Genomic DNA, 23,230 nt, shown 5'->3' on the forward strand with positions numbered 1-23,230 from the left:
TTGCATTTGCGTTTTGGCGCCGGATGCGCCAAGCGACGGCAAGAGCCCGCATCCCATGAGGCCGACCTGATGAGCACGCTTCTCCTCTCCCACAAGGCCTGCCTCGACCACGTCACTCCGCCGGGACATCCTGAAAGGCCGGATCGCCTGCGCGCGGTGGAGGAAGCGCTGTCGCACGAGCGTTTCCAGTTTCTGGTGCGCGACCAGGCTCCGGAGGGCGATCTCGATCTGGTCACGCTGTGCCACAACGAGCATTACGTCACCGAGTTGCGCCACATCGCGCCGACCAGCGGCCAGGTCTACATCGACGGCGACACCTCGATGTCGCCGGGCACCTGGGAAGCGGTGATGCGCGGCGTCGGCGGCGCGGTCGCGGCAACCGAAGCGGTGATGACGGGCCAGCATCGCAACGCCTTCGTCGCGGTGCGCCCGCCCGGACATCACGCCGAGATCGGCAAGCCGATGGGCTTCTGCTTCTTCGACAATGTCGCTATCGCGGCGCGCCATGCGCAGCGCAAATACGGCATCGAGCGCGCGGCGATCGTCGATTTCGACGTGCATCACGGCAACGGCACGCAGGACATCTTCTGGTCGGACCCGACCGTGATGTACTGCTCGACGCACCAGATGCCGCTGTTCCCGGGTACCGGCGCCAAGAGCGAGCGCGGCGACCACGACACCATCGTCAATGCGCCGCTCGCGTCGGAGGACGGCGGGCCGGAATTCCGTTCCGCGTTCGAGCATCTGATCCTGCCGCAGCTCGAAAAATTCAGCCCCAAGCTGCTCGTCATCTCAGCAGGTTTCGACGCGCATTACCGCGACCCGCTCGCCTCGCTGAACCTACGCGCCGAGGACTTTGCCTGGGTGACCCGCAAGCTGATGGACCTCGCCGACAAGACCGCAGGAGGCCGCATTGTTTCGGTGCTCGAGGGCGGCTATGACCTGCAAGGACTGAAAGAATCTGTTACGGCGCATGTCGGCGCCCTGATGGGCGCGTGACGCACCCGCCACATTAAGCCCGCAAAATTCTGCTTTTTCTCATGTGAAGCGAACCGGGCAATCGGAAACGGATATGGCCGAAAATACCCAAATCGACGTCTCCAGGCTCACCTTCGAGCGCGCGATCGAGGAACTCGAAACGATCGTGAAGCGGCTCGAAGACGGCAAGGTGCCGCTCGAGGAATCCGTGACGATCTATGAGCGCGGCGAGGCCCTGAAGCGCCGCTGCGAGGATCTACTGCGGCAGGCCGAGGCGCGGGTCGACAAGATCACCACCGATGCCAGCGGCCAGGCCACCGGCACCGCGCCGCTCGACGTCCAGTAAGCTAAAGGCCTCCCCTCGGTTTCTGACCGCTGTAATAGGGCAGGTTTGGAGCGTAGCTGCACCTTTCGTGATCGCACCCTCGCCGTCCATGAACGTGGGCTCCAGCCGGTGCGGCCGGTACCGGAATCCGGGTCCTGAGAGACCAAAAAAGACCCGATTCTGGCCAAAAAAGCCCGCGAAGGATCCGGCAGGCCCGGAACCCTGCGTCACGGGCCGCAGTTAACCACTCCGGCCCGCCGGTTGCACCTGCATACCCCCAATCGGCCCAGCGGGTTGGCTTTGGCCCAAGGTTTGGTGTAAAGCTGCGCGGAGTGTGGCTTTTTGTAAGCCTTGCGTGGGCATCGATTACCGACGACAAGGGCTTCAAACTGCTAAAGAATTGGCTGGGACGGGCGAAGCCGATCTAAGTGACAGGGATCACAGAGACTGAACCGGAGCGCACTTAAGCTTACCTAAGCTGAAGACGGGGCCTTGCCCCATGCAGGTGGCTCCGACGGTTTGAGGACTCGCGCTGCGCCGATATTGAGCAAACCCATCGCGCACCGGAATGACCTTCCGGCGCTGACAAATTGGAAATCGCCGTGAACGCATACAGTAAAACGCCGCTTCTCGACACCATCCGGACGCCGGAAGACCTGCGCAAGCTGAAGATCGAGCAGGTTCGCCAGGTCGCCGACGAGCTGCGGCAGGAGACGATCGATGCCGTCTCGGTGACCGGGGGTCACTTCGGCGCGGGTCTCGGCGTCGTCGAACTCACGACCGCGATCCATTACGTCTTCGACACGCCGCGCGACCGGCTGATCTGGGACGTCGGCCATCAGGCCTATCCGCACAAGATCCTCACCGGCCGGCGCGACCGCATCCGCACGCTGCGCACCGGCGGCGGCCTGTCCGGCTTCACCAAGCGCAGCGAGAGCGATTACGATCCGTTCGGCGCGGCGCATTCCTCGACCTCGATCTCGGCCGGCCTCGGCATGGCCGTGGCGCGCGATCTCTCCGGCGGCAAGAACAACGTGATCGCCGTGATCGGTGACGGCGCGATGTCGGCGGGCATGGCCTACGAGGCCATGAACAATGCCGGTGCGATGAACTCGCGCCTGATCGTCATCCTCAACGACAACGACATGTCGATCGCGCCGCCGGTCGGCGCCATGAGCGCCTATCTGTCGCGCCTCTACTCCGGCAAGACCTATCGCACGCTGCGCGATGCGGCCAAGCAGATCAACAAGCGCCTGCCCAAGATCATTGCCAACCGCGCCAACCGTGTCGAGGAGTACTCCCGCGGCTTCATGATGGATGGCGGCACGCTGTTCGAGGAGCTCGGCTTCTATTACGTCGGTCCGATCGACGGTCACAATCTCGATCACCTTCTGCCCGTGCTGAAGAACGTGCGCGACATGGAGGAAGGACCGATCCTGGTCCACGTCGTGACGCAGAAGGGCAAGGGCTATGGCCCGGCGGAAGCGTCCGCCGACAAGTACCACGCCGTCGTCAAGTTCGACGTCGCGACCGGCACGCAGGCCAAAGCCAAGCCGAACGCGCCGGCCTACCAGAACGTGTTCGGCCAGAGCCTCGTCAAGGAAGCGCAGAAGGACGACAAGATTGTCGCCATCACGGCGGCCATGCCGTCGGGCACTGGCGTCGACATCTTCAACAAGGCGTTCCCCGACCGCACCTTCGACGTCGGCATCGCCGAGCAGCATGCGGTGACGTTCGCCGCCGGTCTTGCGACCGAAGGCTACAAGCCGTTCTGCGCGATCTACTCGACCTTCCTCCAGCGCGGCTACGACCAGATCGTGCATGACGTCGCAATCCAGAGCCTGCCCGTCCGCTTCGCCATCGACCGCGCAGGCCTGGTCGGCGCCGACGGCGCGACGCATGCCGGCTCGTTCGACAACGCCTATCTCGGCTGCCTGCCGAACATGGTGATCATGGCGGCGGCGGACGAGGCCGAGCTCGTGCATATGGTGGCGACGCAGGTCGCGATCGACGACCGTCCGAGCTCGCTGCGCTATCCGCGCGGCGAAGGCCGCGGCATCGAGATGCCCGAAGTCGGCATCCCGCTCGAAATCGGCAAGGGCCGCATGATCCGCCAGGGCAGCAAGATCGCCCTGCTCTCGTTCGGCACGCGCCTCGCCGAATGCGAGAAGGCGGCCGACGAGCTCGCAGCCCACGGCCTGTCGACCTCGATTGCGGATGCGCGCTTCATGAAGCCGCTCGACACCGAGCTGGTGCTCAAGCTCGCCCGCGACCATGAGATCCTGATCACGATCGAAGAAGGCTCGATCGGCGGCTTCGGCTCGCATGTCGCCCAGTTCCTGACCGATCAGGGCGTGCTGGACACCGGCATGGTCAAGTTCCGCTCGATGGTGCTGCCCGACGTGTTCCTGGATCACGATACGCCCGCCGCGATGTACGCCCGCGCCGGTCTCGACGCCAAGGGCATCGTCGCCAAGGTGTTCGAAGCGCTCGGCAAGGACGTCAAGGCCGAGACGGTCAAGCTGGCTTGATGCTCACCTCTCCCGCTTGCGGGAGAGGTGACGCGTCGGGTGAGGGCTCTTTCCTCTCGGGGGTTCTCGATCGAAGACATCCTCTCCCCAACCCTCCCCGCAAGCGGGGGAGGGAGCAGAGCACGCCCCGCGGCTCGGGTCTCGATCCACGATTTTCGGGCTTTATCTCCCATGAAAATCTATCTTGCAGGCCCCGACGTATTCCTGCCGGACGCGATCGAGATCGGCCGCCGCAAGATCGATATCTGCACGGCTCACGGTCTCACCGGCCTCTATCCGCTCGACAACGCGATCGACCTCACCGCGCCCGACGCTTCGCGGCAGATCTTTTGTGGCAACGAGGCGATGATGAACGAGGCCGACGCCATCATCGCCAATCTCACGCCGTTCCGCGGCGCAGGCGCCGATCCCGGCACCGTCTACGAGCTCGGCTACATGGCCGGGCGGCGTAAACTCTGCCTCGCCTATTCCAATGACGGCGCCGCCTATGCCGACCGCGTCGGCCGTTTCATGGACGTTACCTCCGAGGACGGACGGCTGGTCGATGCGCAGGGACTGACGGTCGAGGATTTCGGCCTCGTCGACAACCTCATGATGATCCATGCGCTGGAGCGGCATGGCTGCCCGCTGGTGACGCCGGCCGAGATGCCGATCGATGTCTGGCACGATCTCGCCGCTTTCGAGGCTTGCGTCCGGATGGCGGCTGCGCGATTGATCGCTACATAAGCAGCTCAGTCGTGCCCATGAGAGCGTAATGTCCACTCCCCGCAAGCGCGCGGACGTATTGCTGGTCGAGCGCGGCTTGTTCGAAAGCCGGGCGCGGGCGCGCGCGGCGATCGAGGCCGGGCTGGTCACGGCCGACGACAAGCAGGTGACCAAACCATCGGAGACGATCGCCGAGGACGCGGTGATCCAGGCCGAGCCGGCCCACCCCTATGTTTCCCGCGGCGGCGTCAAGCTCGCCGGCGCGCTGGAGCATTACCCGATTGAAATCGAGGACCATGTCTGCCTCGATGTCGGCGCCTCCACCGGCGGCTTCACCGAGGTGCTGCTGGCGAACGGGGCAAGCCTGGTGTTCGCCATCGACGTCGGCACCAGCCAGTTGCATCCCTCGCTGCGCGATCATCCAAAGATCGTGTCGATGGAGGAGACCGACATTCGGTCCTACGAAGGCAAGCGCCTGCCGGCGCGGCCCGATATCGTCGTCGTCGACGTCAGCTTCATTTCGCTCAAGGCGGTGCTGCCGGTGGCGCTGTCGCTGGCAGCGGCGCCCATGAGCCTGCTGGCGCTGATCAAGCCCCAATTCGAGGCCGACCGGAAGCACAACAAGAAAGGCATCATCCGCGACACCGCCGTGCACCGGGAGATCTGTGACGACATCGCAGCGTTTGCGGCCTCGCTCGGCTGCATCGACATCGAGGTGTTTCCGTCATCGATCACGGGCGGTGACGGCAACATCGAATTCTTCCTGGGCGCGCGGCGTGGTTGAGCGCCTGACAATCGATCATGTCGGCCATCGCGGCGACGGCGTCTCGCTGGCGACGGGCGAAGCGATCTATGTGCCCTATACGCTTCGAGGCGAGACCGTCGAGGTCGATCATGCCGCAGGCCATCATCCCGATCGCCGCAAGCTGCTCGCGGTGGACGTCGCAAGCCCCGAGCGCATCGAGCCGTTCTGTCCGCATTTCGGCGTCTGCGGCGGTTGCGCCATCCAGCATTGGGCGGCTGAGCCCTATCGCGCCTGGAAGCGCGGCATCGTGGTCGAGACGTTGGCGCAGGCCGGCGTGGATTGCGAAGTGACGCCGCTGGTCGATGCGCACGGCGCCGGCCGCAGACGCATCACGCTGCACGGCCGGTTCGGCACGCATGACATCCTCAAGGTCGGCTTCTCCGCGACGAGCTCGCACGACGTCATTCCGATCCATCGCTGCCCCATCCTCGATCCCGCGCTCGCCGGCGCGCTCGATGCCGCCTGGGCGCTCGCCGAGCCGCTGACGTCCAAGGTGCCCGTGACGAAACCGCTCGACATCCAGGTCACCGCCACGGCCAACGGCCTCGACGTCGACGTGCGCGGCTCCGGCCCGCTGCCGACGCCGCTGGTCACGGCGCTGTCGCGCGTCGCCGATCAGCACCGCTTGGCACGACTGACCCGGCATGGCGAGCTGGTGCTGCAACGCCTGCCGCCCACGGTGAAGATGGGCCGCGCGGAGGTGACGCTGCCGCCGGGCTCGTTCCTGCAGGCGACGGTGGTGGGCGAAGAGACGCTGGCCGCGCTCGTCGCCGAGCGCGTCGGCAAGGCCAAGGAGGTTCTCGACCTCTTCTGCGGCGTCGGGCCGTTCGCGTTGAGGCTGGCCGAGAAGGCGCGCGTCACCGCCTATGACAGCGACGCCGGCGCGATCGCCGCGCTCGCGAAAGCGGCGCGCACGCCCGGCCTGAAGCCAATCAAAGCCCAGCCACGCGACCTGTTCCGCCGCGCCCTAGTACCGCAGGAGCTGCGCGACTTCGACGCGGTGGTGTTCGATCCACCGCGCCAGGGCGCGCAGGCCCAGGCGCTGAAGCTCGCCGCAAGCAAGGTGCCCATCGTGATCGCCGTGTCCTGCAACGTCGCGACCTTTGCCCGCGATGCGCGACTGCTGATCGACGGCGGCTACCGGCTGGACGCGGTGGTGCCGGTCGACCAATTCCGGCACACGCCGCATGTGGAGCTGGTTGCGCGGTTTACGCGCTAAAGCGCAATGAGAGCAGGATAAATCGCCGCGCTTTAGGTCTTGTTTTGAGCATGATCTTTTCGGAAAACCGCTGCGCACTTTTCCGGATCATGCTCTAGCGCCGCAGGCCGCCCAATGCGGGCGACTCGCCGGGGAGCATCGAGGAGTTGATGTCGCTGTCCATGCGTCCCGATTGCTGCTGGCTGAAACCGGCGCCGAACGACAGGCTGAGATTGGGGGTCGGCTTGAACTCGACACCCGCGAACGCACCATAACCGGGTGCGGCGTTGGAGGTGAGCGGCGCCAGCGAGCTGCCGATGCCGTTGCCGTACTTCAAGGTGTCGAAACCGGCGAAGAACGTGACAGGCAAACCACCTGCCGCTTTGGTGGCGTAGCCGAACTGCGTGCTGTCATAGGACAGCGCGCTGAAATTGCCGGCCGAGCCGGCCTGGTTGAGCCGCTCAAACCAAAATTGCCGCGCTCGCTGCCAACAAAGAAACCATTCGCATAGCTGGTGCGCCACCCCGCATCGCCGGCATTGAAGCTTGAGAAGCCGCCGTAAGTATCGGAGCTCTGGCCGGCACCTCCACTGAGGCCGAAAGGCCCGCCGGGGATCCAATATCTCAGCGGCGCAACTTGCGCATGAGCCGGTGCGCCGGTCAGGCAGAGCACTGCGAGAGTTGCAAGTGCACATGAAGCTGCGAGGTTGAACATTCAGATGACCGTCAAGAGTTTTGCAAATTATACTCGTCGAACATGACCAATGCCAGCGGAGCGATCCGGCCGACGTCACGGCGCGGGGCTCCCGGAGAGTTGCACCTGATGTTCCCCGATCCCTTGCTCACCCCGCCTGACACCCATTCTTGCGGAGGTACCGGGCGTTCAGGCCGTGGTGCTCGGCGGCTCACGCGCGTGGGGTAACGTGCATCCCTCCTCCGACTACGACGTCGGGCTATGCCGAGCTCGCGGCCGCACGTACGCACGTAACGAGCGGACCCACGTCGCGGGATGCCTCTACAGGATGAGGCGCAAGGGGGCTTGAGGACGTTCGTGGAGCGGCCACCGAAATGGTGAGAGGCAGCTTTCAGGCGGTCTTGTCGACCGAAGACGAGGAGTCCGCCGGCGGATATTTCGTCACCGGCACCATGAAAGATTTTGTGCCGACCTGATAGATGACCTTGCCATTCTGTCCGTCGTCGGTTGCGATCTGCGCCTGCCCGAACATGATGACGTTCTTGTAGACGGTGCCGGTGCCCTGGCGGGTGACGCCGTCGGTGGTGACGCTGACCTGGGCTTCTTTGCCGTTGACCGAGAGCACCTTGAAGCTCGCGCTCTTGCCGTTATCGCTGGAATAGCCGCCCCAGCTTCCCATGAGGCGGCTGTCGGAAGCCGGCGGTTCCTGCTTCTCGAGATTGGCGGTCTGCTTGCCAGCGCCGCCCGCCGAGAACAACAGCACCATGCTCTTACCGTCCTTGGTGCCCACCGTGACCCCGCCAAAGGTGATCAGCGAGCCATTGACCTCGGCAAAGCCCCGCTCGGTTTGCCCGTTATGGGTGTACTCGACCTGCGCCCGGGCACCGCGGATGTTCACGACCTTGAAGCCGACGGGCTGGTTGTTGCCGACCCAATTGCCCTTCCATTCACCGAGCAACTTGCTCTGGTGAAAGACTCGCTCATTGGCGGGCGAAATCTGGCTGCTGCTCGACGTGACGATGGCCATAGTCTGCTCGGTGGACGGGTTCGACGAACCCGCTCTCGATCGCGCCCGACAGCAGGGTCAAAACAGCAATCGGGAACGAACTGAAACAATCGGATTAGGGCCATGTGCCGGTTAACGAGCGGTTAAATTCAACCGTCGGGTGGGATGAGGCGAAAGGTCCCAATCGCGCTATTAGCGGCCCCAGCGGTCCGACCAGATCTTCTCGCCGATCATGCAATTGACGCGCGGCTCCTTGTCCGCAACCCGCATCACGGGGCGCTCCGGCCTGCGGCCGGCGACCTCCATCAGCAGCTTGGTGCGGATCGCTTCCTTGAACTTGTCGCGGTCCTTGATCGTGATGACGAAAGAGCCGGGACCGCCGATGACGCAGTCCTCGTAGTAGAAATCGAGATTGTCGATATCCATGGTCGAATAGGACGGCTCCTTGACCATGATCGGCAGACCGTTGATGACGATGCCCTTCTCCAGCGCGGCATCGCGCGCCACCGTGACCGGGCCGCCATTGTTGTTGGGGCCGTCGCCGGAAATGTCGATCACGCGACGCAAGCCCCGGTAGGGATCCTCGTCGAACAGCGGCATCGCGAATGTGATCGCGCCGGAGATCGAGGTGCGCGAGGCGCGCCGGATCGGCGTCTTCATGATCTCGGCGGCGACCGCATCCGCGGTCTCGGGGCCGTCGACCAGCCGCCAGGGGATGATGATCTTCTGGTCGCTGGAAGCGGCCCACTCGAAATAGGTCACGGCGATGCGGCCGTTCGGACCGAGCTTCAGTGCCTGGAGGAATTCCTTCGACTGGATTGCCTGCGCGTAGCCTTCGCGCTGGATCGCGAGCTCGTCCATGTCCATGGAGTAGGACACGTCGACGGCGAGGATCAGTTCGACGTCGACCGCCTGCGCATCCTTGTCGGCAACCGGCCGCTGCGCCTGGTTCTCGGGCAGCTCGAATTTTGGTCCTGGCGCCGCGATGCCCGCGACGTCCCCTCCGGCAAGCACGCCGGCCACCAGTACAGCCCCGATCGAGAACAGCAAGCGCATCGCACCAGTCTCCCGTCGTATGACGCGATGGTGACATGCAATCGCCTTGCCGCAAAGTGCGAAGATCGCTTGCGCTTCACATTCGAGTTAGGATCGGCCCAACGCAAAGCTGCCGCGCTGTTGCCGCGCTCGCGCCGCCGGAACACCAGCGATCACATACGCACCGTCACTCCGGGGCGCCTCGCAGAGCCGAGCCCGGAATGTCGAGATTCCGGGGTCTCGCTCGCGAGCCTTGGTTCGCGATCCTTGGAATGACAGGTGTAATGATGTGGTGTGTAGGGACACTTCCCGCCCACTTGTCCGGCGCAATTTCCATGCTAGGCTGGACGCACAGATGGGGATGGAGTCCCCCGACAACCGCCCGGCGGTCGATGATCGTAGTGGGCTGATGACTCCTGCTTGAGGTGGGGCAATCTTTAGGCCTCCGCCTTTGGTGGGAGCATGGACCAACCCGCCGATGGCGGGTTTTTTGTTGCCTGGTGACGAAGGCCAGCAAGCCAGGGCAGGAGAAGGCGAAGACGTGACGACGACGACACCGAATGCTGAGCGCGCCTCACTGCCCAGGGGAATCTGGGTGCTCGGCTTCGTCTCGATGCTAATGGACATCTCCTCCGAGATGATCCATGCGCTGCTGCCGGTCTATCTCGTCACCGTGCTCGGCGCCTCCACGCTCACGGTCGGTTTCATCGAGGGCATTGCCGAGGCGACCGCCTCGATCACGAAAATCTTCTCCGGCGCCCTGTCGGACTGGCTTGGTCGACGCAAGCTGCTCGCCGCGCTCGGCTACGGGCTAGCCGCCTTCACCAAGCCGCTGTTTCCGCTCGCGTCGAGCGTCGGGTGGCTGGTGGCGGCGCGCTTCATCGATCGCGTCGGCAAGGGCATTCGCGGCGCGCCGCGCGATGCCCTGATCGCCGACATCGCTCCTAACGGGCTGCGCGGCGCGAGCTTTGGCCTGCGACAATCGCTCGACACGATCGGTGCCTTCGTCGGGCCGCTCGCGGCCATCGGCCTGATGTGGTGGACGGCGGATAATTTTACGATCGTGTTCTGGGTTGCGGTGCTGCCGGCCTTCCTGTCCTTTGGACTGATCGCACTTGCCGTGCACGAGCCGGCGGATCCGAGCCGGGAGCCTGCGAAGAACCCGCTCAATCTTGCCGCGATGCGGCAGCTCGGATCCGTCTACTGGCGCGTCGTCGCGGTCGGCATCGTCTTCACGCTCGCGCGCTTCAGCGAGGCCTTCCTGATCCTGCGCGCACAGAACATCGGGCTCAATGCGATGTGGGTGCCGGCGGTGCTGGTGCTGATGAACGTCGCTTATGCGCTTTCGGCCTATCCGGCCGGCGTGCTGTCGGACCGGATCAACCGGACCGGCCTGCTCGCGCTCGGCCTGGTCTTCCTTGCCGGCGCCGACCTCGCGCTGGCACTGCTCCCGAGCCTTGCAGGCCTCGCGCTCGGCGTCGTGCTGTGGGGGCTGCATATGGGATTGACGCAAGGTCTGCTCTCGGCCCTGGTCGCCGACGCCGCGCCGCCGAGCCTGCGCGGCACCGCGTTCGGCTATTTCAACCTGTTCACGGGTCTGGCACTGCTGGCCGCGAGCGTGATCGCCGGCGCGTTGTGGGATGCCTATGGTCCGGCAGGCACGTTTCTGGCAGGGCTCGGCTTTGCGCTGATCTCGCTCATAGGACTGCTTGCCGTCGGCAACGGTCTGGCAGCGGAGCAGAAATGATGACGGGGAGCTTTTCGTCGTGCTGAGTGGAGCGCTTGCGATCATGATCGGGAGCGTGCTCGGCGGCTGCGCGCGCTATTTCGTGTCCGGCGCGATCGCGCGGCGGCTGGGCGAGACGTTTCCGTGGGGTACCATGACGATCAACGTCACCGGCGCCTTCCTGATCGGCATTTTTGGCGCGCTCGCGGCCCATCCCGGCTCGGTGTTCGCCACGCCCAACCCTTGGCTGTTCGCGGTGACCGGCTTTCTCGGCTGCTACACCACAGTGTCCTCGTTCAGCCTGCAAACCCTGACGCTGGCGCGGTGCGGCGAGCCAATGCACGCACTCGGCAATGTCGTGTTCTCGGTCGGGCTGTGCCTCGCCGCCGTTAGTTGCGGCTTTCTCCTTGCGGACAGTCTTGGAGGATAGCAGCACATGACCGTCCCCTCCTCCGCCGATCGCTGGCGTAGCGCGATACTCTACGCCTGGGTTGCCGCCGGCAGCATCGTCGGCGGGCTGACCCGCTATCTCGTCGGTCTCGCGCTCGACACCGGGCCGGGCTTTCCCTTCGCCACGCTGTTCATCAACGCGACGGGATCGCTGATCATCGGCTTCTACGCGACGCTGACCGGCCCCGACGGCCGCGTGCTGGCGCGCCCAGAGCACCGACAGTTCGTCATGACCGGGTTCTGCGGCGGCTACACCACGTTCTCCACCTTCAGCCTGGAGACCTTCCGCCTGCTCCACGGCGGCATGAAGTACACGGCACTTGCCTATGTCACGGCGTCCGTCGTCTGCTGGCTGGTGTCGGCATGGCTCGGGCATATGATGGCGAGCCGCACCAACCGCTTGACAAGGAGCTGACCATGCAAGTCCCCGCTCAGGCAGTTTCGCTCCGGATCTTCATCGGCGAGAGCGACCATTTCGACGGCAAGCCGCTCTATGAAGCAATCGTGATGACGGCGCGCGAGCGGCACCTCGCCGGCGCCACCGTGCTGCGCGGTCCGATGGGCTTCGGCAGGTCGAGCCGGCTGCACACGTCGAAGATCCTGCGACTTTCCGAAGACCTGCCGCTGCTGATCGAGATCGTCGACAGCGAGGACAACATCAACGCATTCCTGCCCATCCTCGATGGCATGATGTCGAGCGGCCTGATCACCTTGGAGAAGGTGCAGGTCCTGCAATATGGTGCGAAGGTCGCGAGCTGATCGCTCCAGCAGGAACCCGAGCCCGCCGTGTCCGGGAGGCGGAATGAACGACACCGTTACCACACCGAAAACCAGGACGAAGACCAAGGTCGAGCGACCACGGCTGCACAAGGTCATCCTGATCAACGATGACTACACGCCGCGCGAATTCGTCACGATGGTGCTCAAGGCCGAATTCCGCATGACCGAGGATCAGGCCTACAAGGTGATGATCACCGCGCACAAGCTGGGCGCCTGCGTCGTCGCCGTGTTCACCAAGGACGTCGCCGAGACCAAGGCCACGCGCGCCACCGACGCCGGCCGCGCCAAGGGCTATCCGCTGCTGTTCACGACCGAGCCGGAGGAATAAGGCTCAGCTCACCAGCGCATGCGTTTCTTCCGCCAGCCCGTACACGCGCTGCGCCTTTGAAAATCCTGCGATTGGAAATTCTCCGAGCTCGTGCCAGTCGTGGTGGCAGACATTGGCAAAACCCTCCGAGGCGACGACAGTCCGCCCCAGCCGGCCCGTGATCTTCTCCAGCCGGGCCGCGAGATTGACGGCGGGGCCAATGCAGGTGAAGTCCAGCCGGTTGCCCCCGCCGATATTGCCGTAGAGGATGTTGCCGACGTGCAGCGCGACGCCGAAACGGAAGCGCTCGACGGCGTCGCCGACCGGAAACGCGAGCGACTCCACGCTGGCGCGCGCTTCGCGCGCGGCCTCCAGCACGCGCGCGCAGACATGGGCAGCATCGCCGACATATTCATCGATCGGAAACACCGCGAGCAGGCCGTCGCCCATGAATTTCAGCACCTCGCCGCCATGGCCCCGGATCGCGGTGACCTGGCAGTCGAAATAATGGTTGAGGATCGCGACCACCGTCTCGGCCGGCAGCCGGTCCGACAGCGCGGTGAAGCCGCGCAGGTCCGAGAGCCAGATCACCGCCTGCATGATGTCGGTGTGGCCACGGCGGATCTGGCCCCCGAGAATGCGCGCGCCGGCGCGGTTGCCGACATAGGTATCGAGCAGCATCTCGGCGGTGCGGCGCAGGCTGATGATCTCGCTGACGCGCGCCAGCGGCGCTATGATGGTTCGGATCGCCGCGATGTCGTCGTCGCTGAAGCCGCCGGGATGCTGCGTGACCCAGCTCGTCGCGTGGATGGAGCCATCGAGAAACGGCACCGGCACCGCGATGTAGTCGGTCGCGCCTTCGGCACGCATGTCGTCGAGGAACGGAAATCGCTTGCTGTCGGGATCGCTCGCGCGTCCCCTGACCTCCAGCCCCTGCTCGAAGACGATGCGGAGCGGGCTGCGGGCGAATTCGGGCGTGTCCAGAATATCGAAATCGACGCTGCCGATTTCGACCTCCTCGCCCTGCCGCCATATGAAGTTGCGACCGAAGATTTCCGGATGCAACGTGCGGATGAAGATACCGAAGCGCCACAGCGGCAGGCCGGCCGCGACCAGACGTTCGCAGAAATCGGCGATCATCTCGGCCGGCTCTTGCGACGACCAAGCGCCGTCGATCAGCCAGTTGGTAATGCGCTGGAGCTCGGAGCTGTTCATGTCCGCATTTGCGGACGAAGTTGTGGGCCCGTCAAGCTGCGCGGAGAGCTAGTGCTGCGACACCAACGCCGGCGGCGGCGTTCACCTCTACCCGTCGGGGAGAGGTAAAAAACTAGCGTCCCACCTGCCCGCGATCGCGCAAAAAGTGATCGGCCAGCACGCAGGCCATCATGGCCTCGCCGACGGGAACGGCACGGATGCCGACGCAGGGGTCATGGCGGCCCTTCGTGAAGATCTCGGTATCAGCGCCCTTGCGATCGACCGTGAGACGCGGCTGGAGGATCGACGAGGTCGGCTTCACTGCGAAGCGCACCACCACCGGCTGTCCGGTGGAGATGCCGCCCAGAACGCCGCCGGCATGGTTGGAGAGAAAGCGCGTGCCGTCGTTGCCGGTGCGCATCTCGTCGGCGTTCTCCTCGCCGGTCAATTCGGCCGCGCCAAAGCCGGCGCCGATCTCGACACCCTTCACGGCGTTGATGGTCATCATCGCGGCCGCCAAATCGGAGTCGAGCTTGGCATAGATGGGCGCGCCAAGGCCCGCCGGCACGCCTTCGGCGACAACCTCGATCACCGCGCCGATCGAGGAGCCGCTCTTGCGGATGCCGTCAAGATAGGTCTCGAAGAAGGCGGCCTTGTCCTTGTCGGGACAGAAGAACGGATTTTTCCCGATCTCGTCCCAGTCCCATTTGGTGCGGTCGATCTTGTGCGGGCCCATCTGCACCAGCGCGCCGCGTACCCTGACGTCGGGCAGCACTTTTCGTGCGATCGCACCGGCGGCAACGCGCGTCGCGGTCTCGCGCGCCGAGGAGCGCCCGCCGCCGCGATAGTCGCGCAGGCCGTACTTCGCCTCATAGGTGAAGTCGGCATGACCGGGTCGAAACTTGTCCTTGATCTCGGAATAGTCCTTCGAGCGCTGGTCGGTGTTCTCGATCAGGAGCCCGATCGGGGTGCCCGTCGTCACCTGCACGCCGGTCTCCGGATGCGCCATCACGCCGGACAGGATTTTCACCTGGTCCGGCTCCTGGCGCTGGGTGGTGAAGCGCGACTGGCCCGGCCGGCGGCGGTCGAGGTCGCTCTGGATGTCGCTCTCGCTGAGCGGGATCATGGGAGGACAGCCGTCGACCACGCAGCCGATCGCCACCCCGTGGCTCTCGCCGAAGGTGGTGACACGGAACATGTGGCCGAATGTGTTGAAGGACATGCTTGGCTGTCGCCTGTGCTTAGTTTTTATATAAACGTTGTATGTCAACGTCGTAGCCCCGAGGGCCACGGCATTCAACCCTAGTTCCGTCATTCCGGGGCGATGCAGAGCATCGAACCCGGAATCTCGAGATTCCGGGTTCGCCCTTCGGGCGCCCCGGAATGACGAAAATCTCGCCTAACTGAACTTCTCCAGCCGGCCGTCGCGGAACACGTAGACGGCGCCCTGCTGGATATAGAGGTCGGCAGCGCTGGCGGGGGTCTCGATGCCCAAAGCCACCATCAGGGCCCGGCAGGTGCCGCCATGGGCGACCGCGACGGTATCGACCAGAAGCGACTCGTACCAATCGAGGACGCGCAGCTGTACGGCCGCATAGGTCTCGCCGCCAGCGGGCGCGACCGTCCATTTGTCGGCGAGGCGCCTTGCATAGACATCAGGATCGGAGGCCTCGCTTTCGGCCAATGTCAGCCCCTCCCACGTGCCATAGCCGATCTCCCGCAGGCGGTCGTCGAGCGAGTAATCGGCAAGCGGCAATTCAAGCTTGCGGCGGACCAGTTCCATGGTCTGGCGCGCACGTCCCAGCGGGCTCGAGACATAGGGCAGCGCCGCCTTGTCCTTGCCGTCGCGCCTGAACAGACCGGCCAGAACGTCAGCCGCGTGCGCGGCCTGGCTGCGGCCACGTGCGTTCAGCGGGATGTCCTGAGTGCCCTGAAGCCGCCCGAGCGCGTTCCACTCGGTCTCGCCGTGGCGCAGAAAGTAGATCGTAGGCACGGGCATTGCCGCTGAAAGTTAGTCCTTGCCACCCAGCGAGATATCAGGCGCGTCCGGGCGCTTCATGCCGAGCACGTGATAGCCGGAATCGACGTGGTGAACCTCGCCGGTCACGCCGCGCGACAAGTCGGAGAGGAAATACAGCGCGCTGCCACCGACGTCTTCGGTCGAAACGTTGCGCCGCATCGGCGCGTTGTACTCGTTCCACTTCAGGATATAGCGGAAATCGCCGATGCCGGACGCGGCGAGCGTCTTGATGGGACCTGCCGAGATCGCGTTGACGCGGATGTTCTTCTCGCCGAGATCGGCGGCGAGATAGCGCACGCTGGCTTCCAGCGCGGCCTTGGCCACGCCCATGACGTTGTAATGCGGCATCCATTTCTCGGCACCGTAATAGCTGAGCGTGATGAGCGAGCCGCCGTCCGTCATCAGCTTCTCGGCGCGCTGCGCCACCGCGGTGAACGAGTAGCAGGAGATCAGCATCGACTTCGAAAAATTCTCCTGCGTGGTGTCGATATAGCGGCCGTCGAGCTGCTCGCCATAGGCGATCGCGTGCACCAGGAAGTCGATCTTGCCCCATTTCTCCTTCAGCACCGCGAAGGCGGCGTCGATGGTGGCAGCGTCGGTGACGTCGCAATGGCCGAGCACGAGACCGCCGACCTCCGCGGCGAGCGGCTCGACGCGCTTCTTCAGCGCATCGCCCTGATAGGTGAAGGCGAGCTCGGCACCGGCCGCGCGGCATGCCTTGGCGATGCCCCAGGCGATCGAGCGGTTGTTGGCAACGCCGAGGATCACGCCCCGTTTGCCCTGCATCAGACCTGAATTCTGCGCCATTTCTCAACGTCCCATCGAGCGGGTTAAGGTCTGGAGGTACACCAGCCCTCCTTCGCGGTACAGTCCTAATACACGGCGTTTACGCTGTTTCGAGCGCCGGAATAGCCGTTTCATTCGGGTGTTATGATCGTTGAGGCGCTCGCGCCGGACACCGGGACGTGAAAACCGCAATGAATGCGTTTCGCCAGAGCGTGGAAGCCATGATCCCGGCGTTGCGCCGCTATGCCCGCGCGCTCACGCGCGATGGGGATGCGGCCGACGATCTGGTGCAGGATACGTTGGTGCGCGCGCTGCGCTCCGAGCGCTTGTTCCTCGGAGGCGACGTCAGGAGCTGGCTCTACACGATCCTGACCAACCTCAACAAGAACCGGCGGCGCTCACTGGCGAGGCGTCCGCAATTGATGCCGCTGACGGAAAACAACCCGGACGCCAGCGGGACCGAGGCCGAAGGGCGCGATATCGAGAAGGCGCTGGCCACCCTCGTCGAGGAGCAGCGTTCGGTGCTGCTGCTGGTGATGCTGGAGGGCATGAGCTATCGCGAGGTCGCCGACATCCAGGGCGTGCCGATCGGCACCGTGATGTCGCGCCTGGCGCGCGCCCGCGCCCACGTCAAAGCCTCGCTGAGCGGCGAGCGCCCGGCGCTCAGGCGGGTGAAATGATGGCAGAGTTGATGCATCGCGTGTTGTCCGCCCACATGCCGATGGAGCGAGCGACTTTGAGCCACGAAGAACATTTTGGGCCCCAGAGCCAGAGACAACCGATATGAACGATCGCAAGATCCCGGTGACCGAAGACGAGCTGCACGCCTATGTCGACGGCGAGCTGCCGGCCGAACGTCGCGCCGATGTCGAGGCCTGGCTTGCCGCCAACCCTGACGAGGCCGAGCGTGTGCAGTCGTGGCGCGCCATGGCCGAGATGCTGCACGCCCGCTACGATTCCGTCGCCCACGAGCCGGTGCCGGCACGGCTGGAGCTTGAGCGGCTGGAGCGCCGCCCCCGGCAATGGCTCTATGGCGCCGCCGCGGCTGTGCTGGTTGCCTTCGTTGCCGGGGGCACGGCCGGGTGGGTGGCGCATGGCGCCGCCAACGCGCCCTCGACTTTCCAGAGCTTCACGGCCGACGCGCTCGACGCCCACCGCCTCTACGTCGTCGAGGTCCGCCACCCTGTCGAGGTCGGCGGCAACGAGCGTGACCACCTCCAGGCTTGGCTGACACGGCGCTGCGGCTGGACTGTGTTCGCTCCGAACCTGGAGGCGAGCGGGCTGAAGCTCGTCGGCGGCCGGCTCTTGCCGGGCCCGAACGGTCCGGCGTCGTTCCTGATGTATGAAGGCGCCTCGGGCGAGCGGTACACGATCTACGCCGCCAAGACCGAGAACGGCGCGACGCAGATGCGCTATGCCAAGACGGATAAGGACGGTGCGCTGTTCTGGGCCGAACGTGGGGTTGGCTACGTCGTCAGCGGCGGTACCGACCGTGACCGGCTGACCAAGGTGGCCCAGGCCGTGTACGACCAAGCCGAGAAGAACGGCAGGTAGACAACCCGAGCAAACGGGTGCCTCGATTCCGTCATTGAAAATTTGGAATCACGACATCGGCGCGTCTCATTATCGCACCGGATGATCACGCGAAAATGCGCAGCGTTCGATCCGCCGATCGACGCGGGCGGCCTCGATTGGGGTTTTTGGTACCGCGCTGGTCCCCCTCTCGAGGCCGCACCTTTTTGTCGGCTGCCCCGCCGGACAGCTGACACGTCTCAAACATCTGCGTCGAAGCGCGACTACGCTTCAGGCGTCTGTTGAGCATCATCCTTTCGGGAAGAGAATGCTCCGATCGTCGAGGCGGGCTCGGATAGCGCCCTGTCGTTCGCGCATGACCTTTTCAGAAAACCGCTGCGCAGTTTTCCGGATCATGCGTTAGCCGAGTCCGCTCCGTGGATTGTAGGGGTGTTGGTCTCGCCACTTTTCCATCAATGCTTCAAGCTCAGCGTCGTTCCCGTCCGGTAGCATAATCCTGATTGTCACCAAGAGATCCCCGGTTCCACCCGCCTTCGGCAGTCCTTTGCCCTTGAGGCGGAAGGTCCGGCCGCTGGAGGTGTTTTTCGGCACAGAGAGCTCCACGGCGTTGCCGAGCGTGGGCACGCGGACCTTGGCGCCGAGCACCGCCTCGTACAGCGTGACCGGCAGATCGATGCGCAAGTCGGCGCCTTCGACCTTGAAGTAGGGGTGGGGCGCGATGTTGATGGTGATTAGGAGATCGCCGGGCGGATGGCCTTGCGCGCTTTCGCCCTGCCCCCGCAGCCGGATCTGCTGGCCTTCGGTGACGCCAGCCGGAATCTTGACATTAAGCTCCTTGCCCGTGGGCAGCCGGACGCGCTTCTCGCCGCCCTTGACCGCCTCTTCCAGCGAGACGGACATGGCAACGTTCACGTCGAGATCGAGCCCGATCCCGCCGGTGTCGAAGTCGAACTGGGCGGCCCCAGCCCCAGGGCGCGCGCCACGCATCCCGCCGCCGAACATGCTGTTGAGGATATCCTCGAACGCACCGCCGCCCGGGGCGCCACCCGCACCGCCGCTCCGGAATGTATAGCTCTCGAAACCGCCGGGCCCTGCGCGGCCGCGCGGCCCGCCGCCACCCGGAAAGCCCTGGAAGCGCGGCTTGCCCTCGGCGTCGATCTCGCCGCGGTCGAACTGCTTGCGCTTGTCCTCGTCGCCCAGAATCTCGTTGGCCGAATTGATCTCGGCGAAGCGCTCGGCAGCCTTCGGGTCACCCTTGTTGCTGTCGGGATGATGCTTCTTGGCAAGCTTGCGATAGGCGCTCTTGATGGCGGCAGCGTTGGCGCTCCGCGGCACCCCCAAGACCTCATAGGGGTCGCGCATCCGTCACGTCTCCTTCAAGAAATCGAATTGTTCAAAGGGCTCCCTGCCCCATCTGGCAGTCATGTGGGGAGAGAGTGGCATTTTTGCAACTAGGGGCGTGTGCCGACCCTAGATGATTCGAGCATGATCTTAGCGGAAGACCGGTTCCCACATTTCGCGAGCGCGGCCCTTCGGGTCCCGATCATGCTCAGCTCCGCCACGGCTTTAGCGTATGAATCTCCCAACGGCCACGGCTGCTTTGGCAGCCGGCGCCCTGGAGCCAGCTTTCGGTATTGCCGTTGACATAGCTCGCCAGAAAGTCGCGGCACTTGCGGCCGTCTTCGGCGGCATAGGATTGCGCGATCGGGGTGACCGAGCCGCGCGCGCCGGTCTCCGGGTTCTCCCAGTGCTGGCTCGAATCCTTGTCGCCCTTGCTGAGGACGTCCGAGGCGGCGTTGCGGGCGAAGGCGAGATCAGTCTCGGTCGGCGGGGCGTCCTTCGCTGGCCGCGCGATCGATCCAGTCAGGTCGCTGTCGTCCGCCTTGGCATAGGCGCTGCTGTCGTTGCGCGAAAAGCTGCAGCCGCCGGCACCAAGCCCGATCAGAAGCAGCGTCATGACGAAGCCAGACGGTCGGATCGTCGATAGGCCAACGCGTCGCCATGCCCTATATAGGGCGGTAGCGGACAACAGCGCGTTTTGGGCCGCGGGACGCAACTCGGACTCCAGACATGACCGACACGACCTCGATGAAACACCAGACACCCTTAACATCCGGTGATTTCACCACCGCCGACGAGCCATTTGCGTTGTTCGAGGCCTGGCTGAACGAGGCGATCAAGAGCGAGCCGAACGATCCGAACGCGATGGCGCTCGCGACCGTGGACGCGGACGGGCTTCCGGATGTGCGCATGGTGTTGATGAAGGGCTTCGATACCGAGGGTTTCGTCTTCTACAGCCACATCGCAAGCCAGAAGGGCCGCGAACTCGCCGCAAATCCTAAGGCAGCGTTACTTTTCCACTGGAAGTCGCTGCGCCGTCAGGTCCGCATCCGCGGCAACGTGACGCCGGTGACCGACGCCGAGGCCGATGCCTATTTCGCCACCCGCCCCAAGCAGGCGCAGATCGGCGCCTGGGCGAGCAAGCAGTCCGAGCCGCTGGAGAGCCGCTTCGCGTTCGAACAGGCCATCGCAAAAGTCGCGGCCAAATACGTCATCGGCGAGGTGCCGCGGCCGCCGGGCTGGAGCGGCTGGCGCATCGCGCCGATGCGGATCGAGTTTTGGCACGACCGCCCATTCCGCCTGCACGACCGCATCGAATTTCGCCGTGACGCAGCCGGCCGACCGTGGTCCAAGATGCGGATGTATCCTTGAGCCTTGTCTTCAGCTTTCCGACCTGAAAGATGTCCATGCCGCATTCATCCAATGTGCCGCGTCGTACGCTGCTCCTGACCGGAGCCAGCCGCGGCATCGGTCACGCCACCGTGATCCGGTTCTCCTCGGCCGGCTGGCGCGTCATCACCTGCTCACGGCATCCTTTCCCGGAAGACTGCCCGTGGGACGCAGGCCCCGAGGACCACATCCAAGTCGACCTCGGCGATCCCGAGGATACCGCGCGCGCGATCACCGAGATCCGGCGCCGGCTCGAGGACGGCACGCTGCATGCGCTGGTCAACAACGCCGCGATCTCGCCGAAGGGCCCGGGTGGCGCGCGGCTCGGCTCGGTCGACACCGACCTCGATACCTGGACGCACGTCTTCAACGTCAACTTTTTCGCGCCGATCATGATGGCGCGTGGACTGATCGAAGAGCTGAAGGCGGCAAAGGGATCAGTCGTCAACGTCACCTCGATCGCGGGCTCGCGCGTCCATCCTTTCGCCGGCGCCGCCTACGCGACGTCCAAGGCCGCGCTCGCGTCTCTGACGCGCGAGATGGCTTCCGACTTCGGCCGCATCGGCGTGCGCGTCAACGCGATCGCGCCGGGTGAGATCGACACCTCGATTCTGTCACCCGGCACCGAGAAGATCGTCGAGCAGCAGATCCCGATGCACCGGCTCGGCACGCCTGACGAGGTTGCCAAGATCATCTACGTGCTGTGCACGGAGACCAGTTCCTACGTCAACGGCGCCGAGATCCACATCAACGGCGGCCAGCACGTGTGATTGCTTTTGCCAATGATTGGGCTGTTAGCTGCTTAGGGAAGCAAGGCGATCCAGACAACGCCGCCGCAAGACCTGGATCGCCCTTCCTTCCGTTCCTCAATCGAGTCGAATCCGACGCGACCTCTCGCGCGGCCGCGGAGCGGCCGCGTTGAATGCTGTCGAGCAGTCGTCGTCGTTCTCGCCGTCGAGCAGCGGAGCACCACAGTGCCGGCACATGCGTGCCGACAACGACGGCGCCTTGCCGCTCGTCACGACCTGTCGATAGTTCGCCAGATCGATGACGTTGCGGGGCGTCGTTATGTGTTTTTCAACCATGGCTGTTCCTCGCGGCTAACACGCTGCTTATCGCAGACAAGTTTCGCGCAAACGTTCAGCCCACCGCTCAAATTTTACCGGAGGAATTGGGGCACAGAGCACAGGTCACCGCACCGCCTCAATCCCGCTCTATTCTGCGACACGATCGACCATGTCTGTGCGACTGGCGTAAGGTCTCAGTAGGGATCTTTGCTTGAGCATGATCTCCGCGCAAACGCGTTCGCGTTTGTCGCGAGGGAAAACCGCCGCACAGTTTGCGCTAACGCGGCCCTCCGGGTCCGGATCATGCTCCTACAGCCACTTCTTCCACTTGAAGATCCAGTACGGGACGATCGCCGCGATCAACATCATCACCAGCGCCATCGGATAGCCGTGGACCCATTCGAGTTCCGGCATGATCTTGAAATTCATGCCGTAGATCGAGGCGATCAGCGTCGGCGGCATCAGGACGACGGCCATGACCGAGAACAGCTTGATGATGTTGTTCTGCTCGAGATTGACGACGCCGAGCATGGCGTCGAGCACGAAAGTGATCTTGTTGGAGAGATAGGATGCGTGATCGGTCAGCGAGGCCACGTCGCGCTGCATGGTCTTGAGCTGCTCGCGCATGTCCTTCGACCATTTCACGCCTTCGACCACTGCGGACAAGAAGGTCACGACGCGGCCGATCGACACCAGGCTCTCGCGAACCTTCGAGGTCAGATCGCCCTTGCGGCCGATCGAGATCAGGATCTGGGAATATCGCTTGGCCTGGCCGTGGCGCTCGCTCTCGGGCTCGAAGATGTCGTGCGAGACCTGGTCGATCTCGGCGCCGCAGCGCTCCAGAATGTCGGCGCAGCGGTCGATCACCGCGTCCAGGAGTTCCATCAGCACCATCTCGCCGGTGATCGCCGGCGTGCAGGAGCGGGCGAGCTTGGCCTCGACCAGGGCGAACGGCTTCGGCAAGTCATAGCGCACCGTCACCAAGCGGTGGTCGCCGAGGATGAAGGTCACTGCCGTGGTCCGGGGCATGTCGGTATCGGAGTGGCACATCAGCGTCGCGGTCATGTAGCGCGCGCCGTTCTCGATATAGAGCCGGCTGGAGATCTCGATCTCCTGCATGTCTTCGCGGGTCGGGATCGCGATGCCCGCCAGCCGCTCCACCGCCTTGTCCTCGGCCGCACTCGGGTTGACGAGGTCGATCCAGACCGCGCTCTCCGGCAGCGCAGTGAGATCCTCGATGACGGCCTTCTTGAGGGAGGCCTCGGAGGGAACAAACACCGAAAACATGACAACTCCAGAGAACCTGCGACAGAATGACAGCCACGCCCTTAGCGCGATTCTGACAAGTTCACGATGACAGT

25 protein-coding genes, 1 pseudogene and 1 riboswitch are annotated in these 23,230 nt (G+C 64.5%); of the genes and pseudogenes, 15 read left to right on the forward strand and 11 right to left on the reverse strand.

The window, feature by feature from the left end:
- Positions 1-69 precede the first annotated feature (69 nt).
- The 6 genes from IVA91_RS13485 to IVA91_RS13510 all read left to right on the forward strand — a co-directional run bounded on the left by IVA91_RS13485 (position 70) and on the right by IVA91_RS13510 (position 6,563).
- Positions 70-999 (forward strand): histone deacetylase family protein, encoded by a 930-nt coding sequence (locus IVA91_RS13485; protein ID WP_247450155.1) that lies wholly within the window; start codon positions 70-72, stop codon positions 997-999.
- A 73-nt stretch (positions 1,000-1,072) separates the two neighbouring features.
- Positions 1,073-1,324 carry an exodeoxyribonuclease VII small subunit gene (locus IVA91_RS13490; protein ID WP_008551229.1) on the forward strand — a complete coding sequence of 84 codons (252 nt, stop codon included), beginning with the start codon at positions 1,073-1,075 and terminating at the stop codon, positions 1,322-1,324.
- 581 nt (positions 1,325-1,905) lie between these two features.
- Positions 1,906-3,834, forward strand: coding sequence for a 1-deoxy-D-xylulose-5-phosphate synthase (gene dxs, locus IVA91_RS13495; RefSeq protein ID WP_247279195.1), 1,929 nt, complete (start codon positions 1,906-1,908; stop codon positions 3,832-3,834).
- A gap of 171 nt (positions 3,835-4,005) precedes the next feature.
- Positions 4,006-4,560: a nucleoside 2-deoxyribosyltransferase gene (locus IVA91_RS13500; RefSeq protein WP_247279194.1), complete on the forward strand. Its 555-nt coding sequence runs from the start codon at positions 4,006-4,008 to the stop codon at positions 4,558-4,560.
- Between the two features lie 28 nt (positions 4,561-4,588).
- On the forward strand, positions 4,589-5,323 hold the full coding sequence (locus tag IVA91_RS13505) for a TlyA family RNA methyltransferase (RefSeq protein ID WP_247450152.1): 735 nt from the start codon (positions 4,589-4,591) through the stop codon (positions 5,321-5,323).
- Complete coding sequence (locus IVA91_RS13510; RefSeq protein WP_247279192.1) at positions 5,316-6,563, forward strand: methyltransferase; 1,248 nt, start codon at positions 5,316-5,318, stop codon at positions 6,561-6,563. The genes IVA91_RS13505 and IVA91_RS13510 overlap by 8 nt, the downstream gene beginning before the upstream one ends.
- A gap of 94 nt (positions 6,564-6,657) precedes the next feature.
- On the opposite strand, the pseudogene IVA91_RS13515 reads toward IVA91_RS13510, so the two are convergent.
- From IVA91_RS13515 to IVA91_RS13525, 3 genes and pseudogenes are all read right to left on the reverse strand, one after another.
- Positions 6,658-7,256: pseudogene (locus IVA91_RS13515) on the reverse strand (hypothetical protein).
- Between the two features lie 370 nt (positions 7,257-7,626).
- Positions 7,627-8,262, reverse strand: coding sequence for a hypothetical protein (locus IVA91_RS13520; RefSeq protein ID WP_247279191.1), 636 nt, complete (start codon positions 8,260-8,262; stop codon positions 7,627-7,629).
- 171 nt (positions 8,263-8,433) lie between these two features.
- A complete protein-coding gene (locus tag IVA91_RS13525) occupies positions 8,434-9,297 on the reverse strand; it encodes a DUF1194 domain-containing protein (RefSeq protein ID WP_247279190.1) in 864 nt (287 codons plus the stop codon).
- Between the two features lie 327 nt (positions 9,298-9,624).
- A riboswitch (Fluoride riboswitch) is annotated at positions 9,625-9,702 on the forward strand.
- A 115-nt stretch (positions 9,703-9,817) separates the two neighbouring features.
- On the opposite strand from IVA91_RS13525, the gene IVA91_RS13530 reads away from it, so the two are divergent.
- From IVA91_RS13530 to clpS, 5 genes are read left to right on the forward strand one after another with little or no spacing between them, the layout of a single operon-like run.
- Positions 9,818-11,023 carry an MFS transporter gene (locus tag IVA91_RS13530; RefSeq protein WP_247279189.1) on the forward strand — a complete coding sequence of 402 codons (1,206 nt, stop codon included), beginning with the start codon at positions 9,818-9,820 and terminating at the stop codon, positions 11,021-11,023.
- A 19-nt stretch (positions 11,024-11,042) separates the two neighbouring features.
- Positions 11,043-11,432: a fluoride efflux transporter CrcB gene (gene crcB, locus IVA91_RS13535; RefSeq protein ID WP_247279188.1), complete on the forward strand. Its 390-nt coding sequence runs from the start codon at positions 11,043-11,045 to the stop codon at positions 11,430-11,432.
- 6 nt (positions 11,433-11,438) lie between these two features.
- Positions 11,439-11,867 (forward strand): fluoride efflux transporter CrcB, encoded by a 429-nt coding sequence (crcB, locus tag IVA91_RS13540; RefSeq protein WP_247279187.1) that lies wholly within the window; start codon positions 11,439-11,441, stop codon positions 11,865-11,867.
- Between the two features lie 2 nt (positions 11,868-11,869).
- On the forward strand, positions 11,870-12,211 hold the full coding sequence (locus tag IVA91_RS13545; RefSeq protein ID WP_247279186.1) for a DUF190 domain-containing protein: 342 nt from the start codon (positions 11,870-11,872) through the stop codon (positions 12,209-12,211).
- 43 nt (positions 12,212-12,254) lie between these two features.
- A complete protein-coding gene (gene clpS / locus IVA91_RS13550; RefSeq protein WP_247279185.1) occupies positions 12,255-12,560 on the forward strand; it encodes an ATP-dependent Clp protease adapter ClpS in 306 nt (101 codons plus the stop codon).
- A gap of 3 nt (positions 12,561-12,563) precedes the next feature.
- On the opposite strand, the gene IVA91_RS13555 is transcribed toward clpS, so the two are convergent.
- The 4 genes from IVA91_RS13555 to fabI all read right to left on the reverse strand — a co-directional run bounded on the left by IVA91_RS13555 (position 12,564) and on the right by fabI (position 16,560).
- On the reverse strand, positions 12,564-13,754 hold the full coding sequence (locus IVA91_RS13555) for an adenylate/guanylate cyclase domain-containing protein (protein ID WP_247279184.1): 1,191 nt from the start codon (positions 13,752-13,754) through the stop codon (positions 12,564-12,566).
- A 112-nt stretch (positions 13,755-13,866) separates the two neighbouring features.
- Positions 13,867-14,955, reverse strand: a complete 1,089-nt coding sequence (aroC, locus tag IVA91_RS13560) for a chorismate synthase (protein WP_247279183.1) — start codon at positions 14,953-14,955, stop codon at positions 13,867-13,869.
- Positions 14,956-15,132: 177 nt separating this feature from the next.
- On the reverse strand, positions 15,133-15,732 hold the full coding sequence (locus IVA91_RS13565) for a histidine phosphatase family protein (protein WP_247279182.1): 600 nt from the start codon (positions 15,730-15,732) through the stop codon (positions 15,133-15,135).
- 12 nt (positions 15,733-15,744) lie between these two features.
- Entirely contained in the window at positions 15,745-16,560 is an 816-nt protein-coding gene (gene fabI / locus IVA91_RS13570; protein WP_247279181.1) for an enoyl-ACP reductase FabI, read from the reverse strand.
- A gap of 170 nt (positions 16,561-16,730) precedes the next feature.
- On the opposite strand from fabI, the gene IVA91_RS13575 reads away from it, so the two are divergent.
- Positions 16,731-17,219: a sigma-70 family RNA polymerase sigma factor gene (locus tag IVA91_RS13575; RefSeq protein ID WP_247279180.1), complete on the forward strand. Its 489-nt coding sequence runs from the start codon at positions 16,731-16,733 to the stop codon at positions 17,217-17,219.
- A gap of 103 nt (positions 17,220-17,322) precedes the next feature.
- The gene (locus tag IVA91_RS13580) at positions 17,323-18,093 is read left to right on the forward strand and encodes an anti-sigma factor (RefSeq protein WP_247279179.1); all 771 of its coding nucleotides are present in this window, start codon (positions 17,323-17,325) and stop codon (positions 18,091-18,093) included.
- Positions 18,094-18,471: 378 nt separating this feature from the next.
- On the opposite strand, the gene IVA91_RS13585 is transcribed toward IVA91_RS13580, so the two are convergent.
- Both IVA91_RS13585 and IVA91_RS13590 read right to left on the reverse strand, forming a co-directional pair.
- Positions 18,472-19,434 (reverse strand): J domain-containing protein, encoded by a 963-nt coding sequence (locus IVA91_RS13585; protein WP_247279178.1) that lies wholly within the window; start codon positions 19,432-19,434, stop codon positions 18,472-18,474.
- A 187-nt stretch (positions 19,435-19,621) separates the two neighbouring features.
- Complete coding sequence (locus IVA91_RS13590) at positions 19,622-20,029, reverse strand: RT0821/Lpp0805 family surface protein (RefSeq protein WP_247279177.1); 408 nt, start codon at positions 20,027-20,029, stop codon at positions 19,622-19,624.
- 113 nt (positions 20,030-20,142) lie between these two features.
- Between IVA91_RS13590 and pdxH the strand changes: the two genes are divergently transcribed.
- Together pdxH and IVA91_RS13600 are read left to right on the forward strand one after the other, a co-directional pair.
- On the forward strand, positions 20,143-20,784 hold the full coding sequence (gene pdxH, locus IVA91_RS13595) for a pyridoxamine 5'-phosphate oxidase (protein WP_247279176.1): 642 nt from the start codon (positions 20,143-20,145) through the stop codon (positions 20,782-20,784).
- Positions 20,785-20,819: 35 nt separating this feature from the next.
- Positions 20,820-21,572, forward strand: a complete 753-nt coding sequence (locus IVA91_RS13600; RefSeq protein ID WP_247279175.1) for an SDR family oxidoreductase — start codon at positions 20,820-20,822, stop codon at positions 21,570-21,572.
- A gap of 96 nt (positions 21,573-21,668) precedes the next feature.
- Here the strand turns inward: IVA91_RS13600 and IVA91_RS13605 are convergent, their stop codons facing one another.
- Together IVA91_RS13605 and IVA91_RS13610 are read right to left on the reverse strand one after the other, a co-directional pair.
- A complete protein-coding gene (locus IVA91_RS13605) occupies positions 21,669-21,887 on the reverse strand; it encodes a hypothetical protein (protein WP_247279174.1) in 219 nt (72 codons plus the stop codon).
- A 291-nt stretch (positions 21,888-22,178) separates the two neighbouring features.
- Positions 22,179-23,156: a magnesium transporter CorA family protein gene (locus tag IVA91_RS13610; RefSeq protein WP_247450140.1), complete on the reverse strand. Its 978-nt coding sequence runs from the start codon at positions 23,154-23,156 to the stop codon at positions 22,179-22,181.
- Positions 23,157-23,230: the final 74 nt, after the last annotated feature.

Origin of the sequence: Bradyrhizobium sp. 153 (assembly GCF_023073835.1) — a bacterium.
Lineage (GTDB): Bacteria > Pseudomonadota > Alphaproteobacteria > Rhizobiales > Xanthobacteraceae > Bradyrhizobium.

Coding starts and splice junctions, on each gene's coding strand:
- IVA91_RS13505 (WP_247450152.1), top strand. CDS start 4,589: ATGTCCACTCCCCGCAAGCGCGCGGACGTATTGCTGGTCGAGCGCGGC.
- aroC (WP_247279183.1), bottom strand. CDS start 14,955: ATGTCCTTCAACACATTCGGCCACATGTTCCGTGTCACCACCTTCGGC.
- IVA91_RS13605 (WP_247279174.1), bottom strand. CDS start 21,887: ATGGTTGAAAAACACATAACGACGCCCCGCAACGTCATCGATCTGGCG.
- IVA91_RS13585 (WP_247279178.1), bottom strand. CDS start 19,434: ATGCGCGACCCCTATGAGGTCTTGGGGGTGCCGCGGAGCGCCAACGCT.
- crcB (WP_247279187.1), top strand. CDS start 11,439: ATGACCGTCCCCTCCTCCGCCGATCGCTGGCGTAGCGCGATACTCTAC.
- pdxH (WP_247279176.1), top strand. CDS start 20,143: ATGACCGACACGACCTCGATGAAACACCAGACACCCTTAACATCCGGT.
- IVA91_RS13600 (WP_247279175.1), top strand. CDS start 20,820: ATGCCGCATTCATCCAATGTGCCGCGTCGTACGCTGCTCCTGACCGGA.
- IVA91_RS13500 (WP_247279194.1), top strand. CDS start 4,006: ATGAAAATCTATCTTGCAGGCCCCGACGTATTCCTGCCGGACGCGATC.
- IVA91_RS13485 (WP_247450155.1), top strand. CDS start 70: ATGAGCACGCTTCTCCTCTCCCACAAGGCCTGCCTCGACCACGTCACT.
- IVA91_RS13490 (WP_008551229.1), top strand. CDS start 1,073: ATGGCCGAAAATACCCAAATCGACGTCTCCAGGCTCACCTTCGAGCGC.
- IVA91_RS13610 (WP_247450140.1), bottom strand. CDS start 23,156: ATGTTTTCGGTGTTTGTTCCCTCCGAGGCCTCCCTCAAGAAGGCCGTC.
- IVA91_RS13580 (WP_247279179.1), top strand. CDS start 17,323: ATGAACGATCGCAAGATCCCGGTGACCGAAGACGAGCTGCACGCCTAT.
- clpS (WP_247279185.1), top strand. CDS start 12,255: ATGAACGACACCGTTACCACACCGAAAACCAGGACGAAGACCAAGGTC.
- IVA91_RS13555 (WP_247279184.1), bottom strand. CDS start 13,754: ATGAACAGCTCCGAGCTCCAGCGCATTACCAACTGGCTGATCGACGGC.
- IVA91_RS13545 (WP_247279186.1), top strand. CDS start 11,870: ATGCAAGTCCCCGCTCAGGCAGTTTCGCTCCGGATCTTCATCGGCGAG.
- IVA91_RS13565 (WP_247279182.1), bottom strand. CDS start 15,732: ATGCCCGTGCCTACGATCTACTTTCTGCGCCACGGCGAGACCGAGTGG.
- IVA91_RS13575 (WP_247279180.1), top strand. CDS start 16,731: ATGAATGCGTTTCGCCAGAGCGTGGAAGCCATGATCCCGGCGTTGCGC.
- IVA91_RS13520 (WP_247279191.1), bottom strand. CDS start 8,262: ATGGCCATCGTCACGTCGAGCAGCAGCCAGATTTCGCCCGCCAATGAG.
- IVA91_RS13590 (WP_247279177.1), bottom strand. CDS start 20,029: ATGACGCTGCTTCTGATCGGGCTTGGTGCCGGCGGCTGCAGCTTTTCG.
- fabI (WP_247279181.1), bottom strand. CDS start 16,560: ATGGCGCAGAATTCAGGTCTGATGCAGGGCAAACGGGGCGTGATCCTC.
- IVA91_RS13525 (WP_247279190.1), bottom strand. CDS start 9,297: ATGCGCTTGCTGTTCTCGATCGGGGCTGTACTGGTGGCCGGCGTGCTT.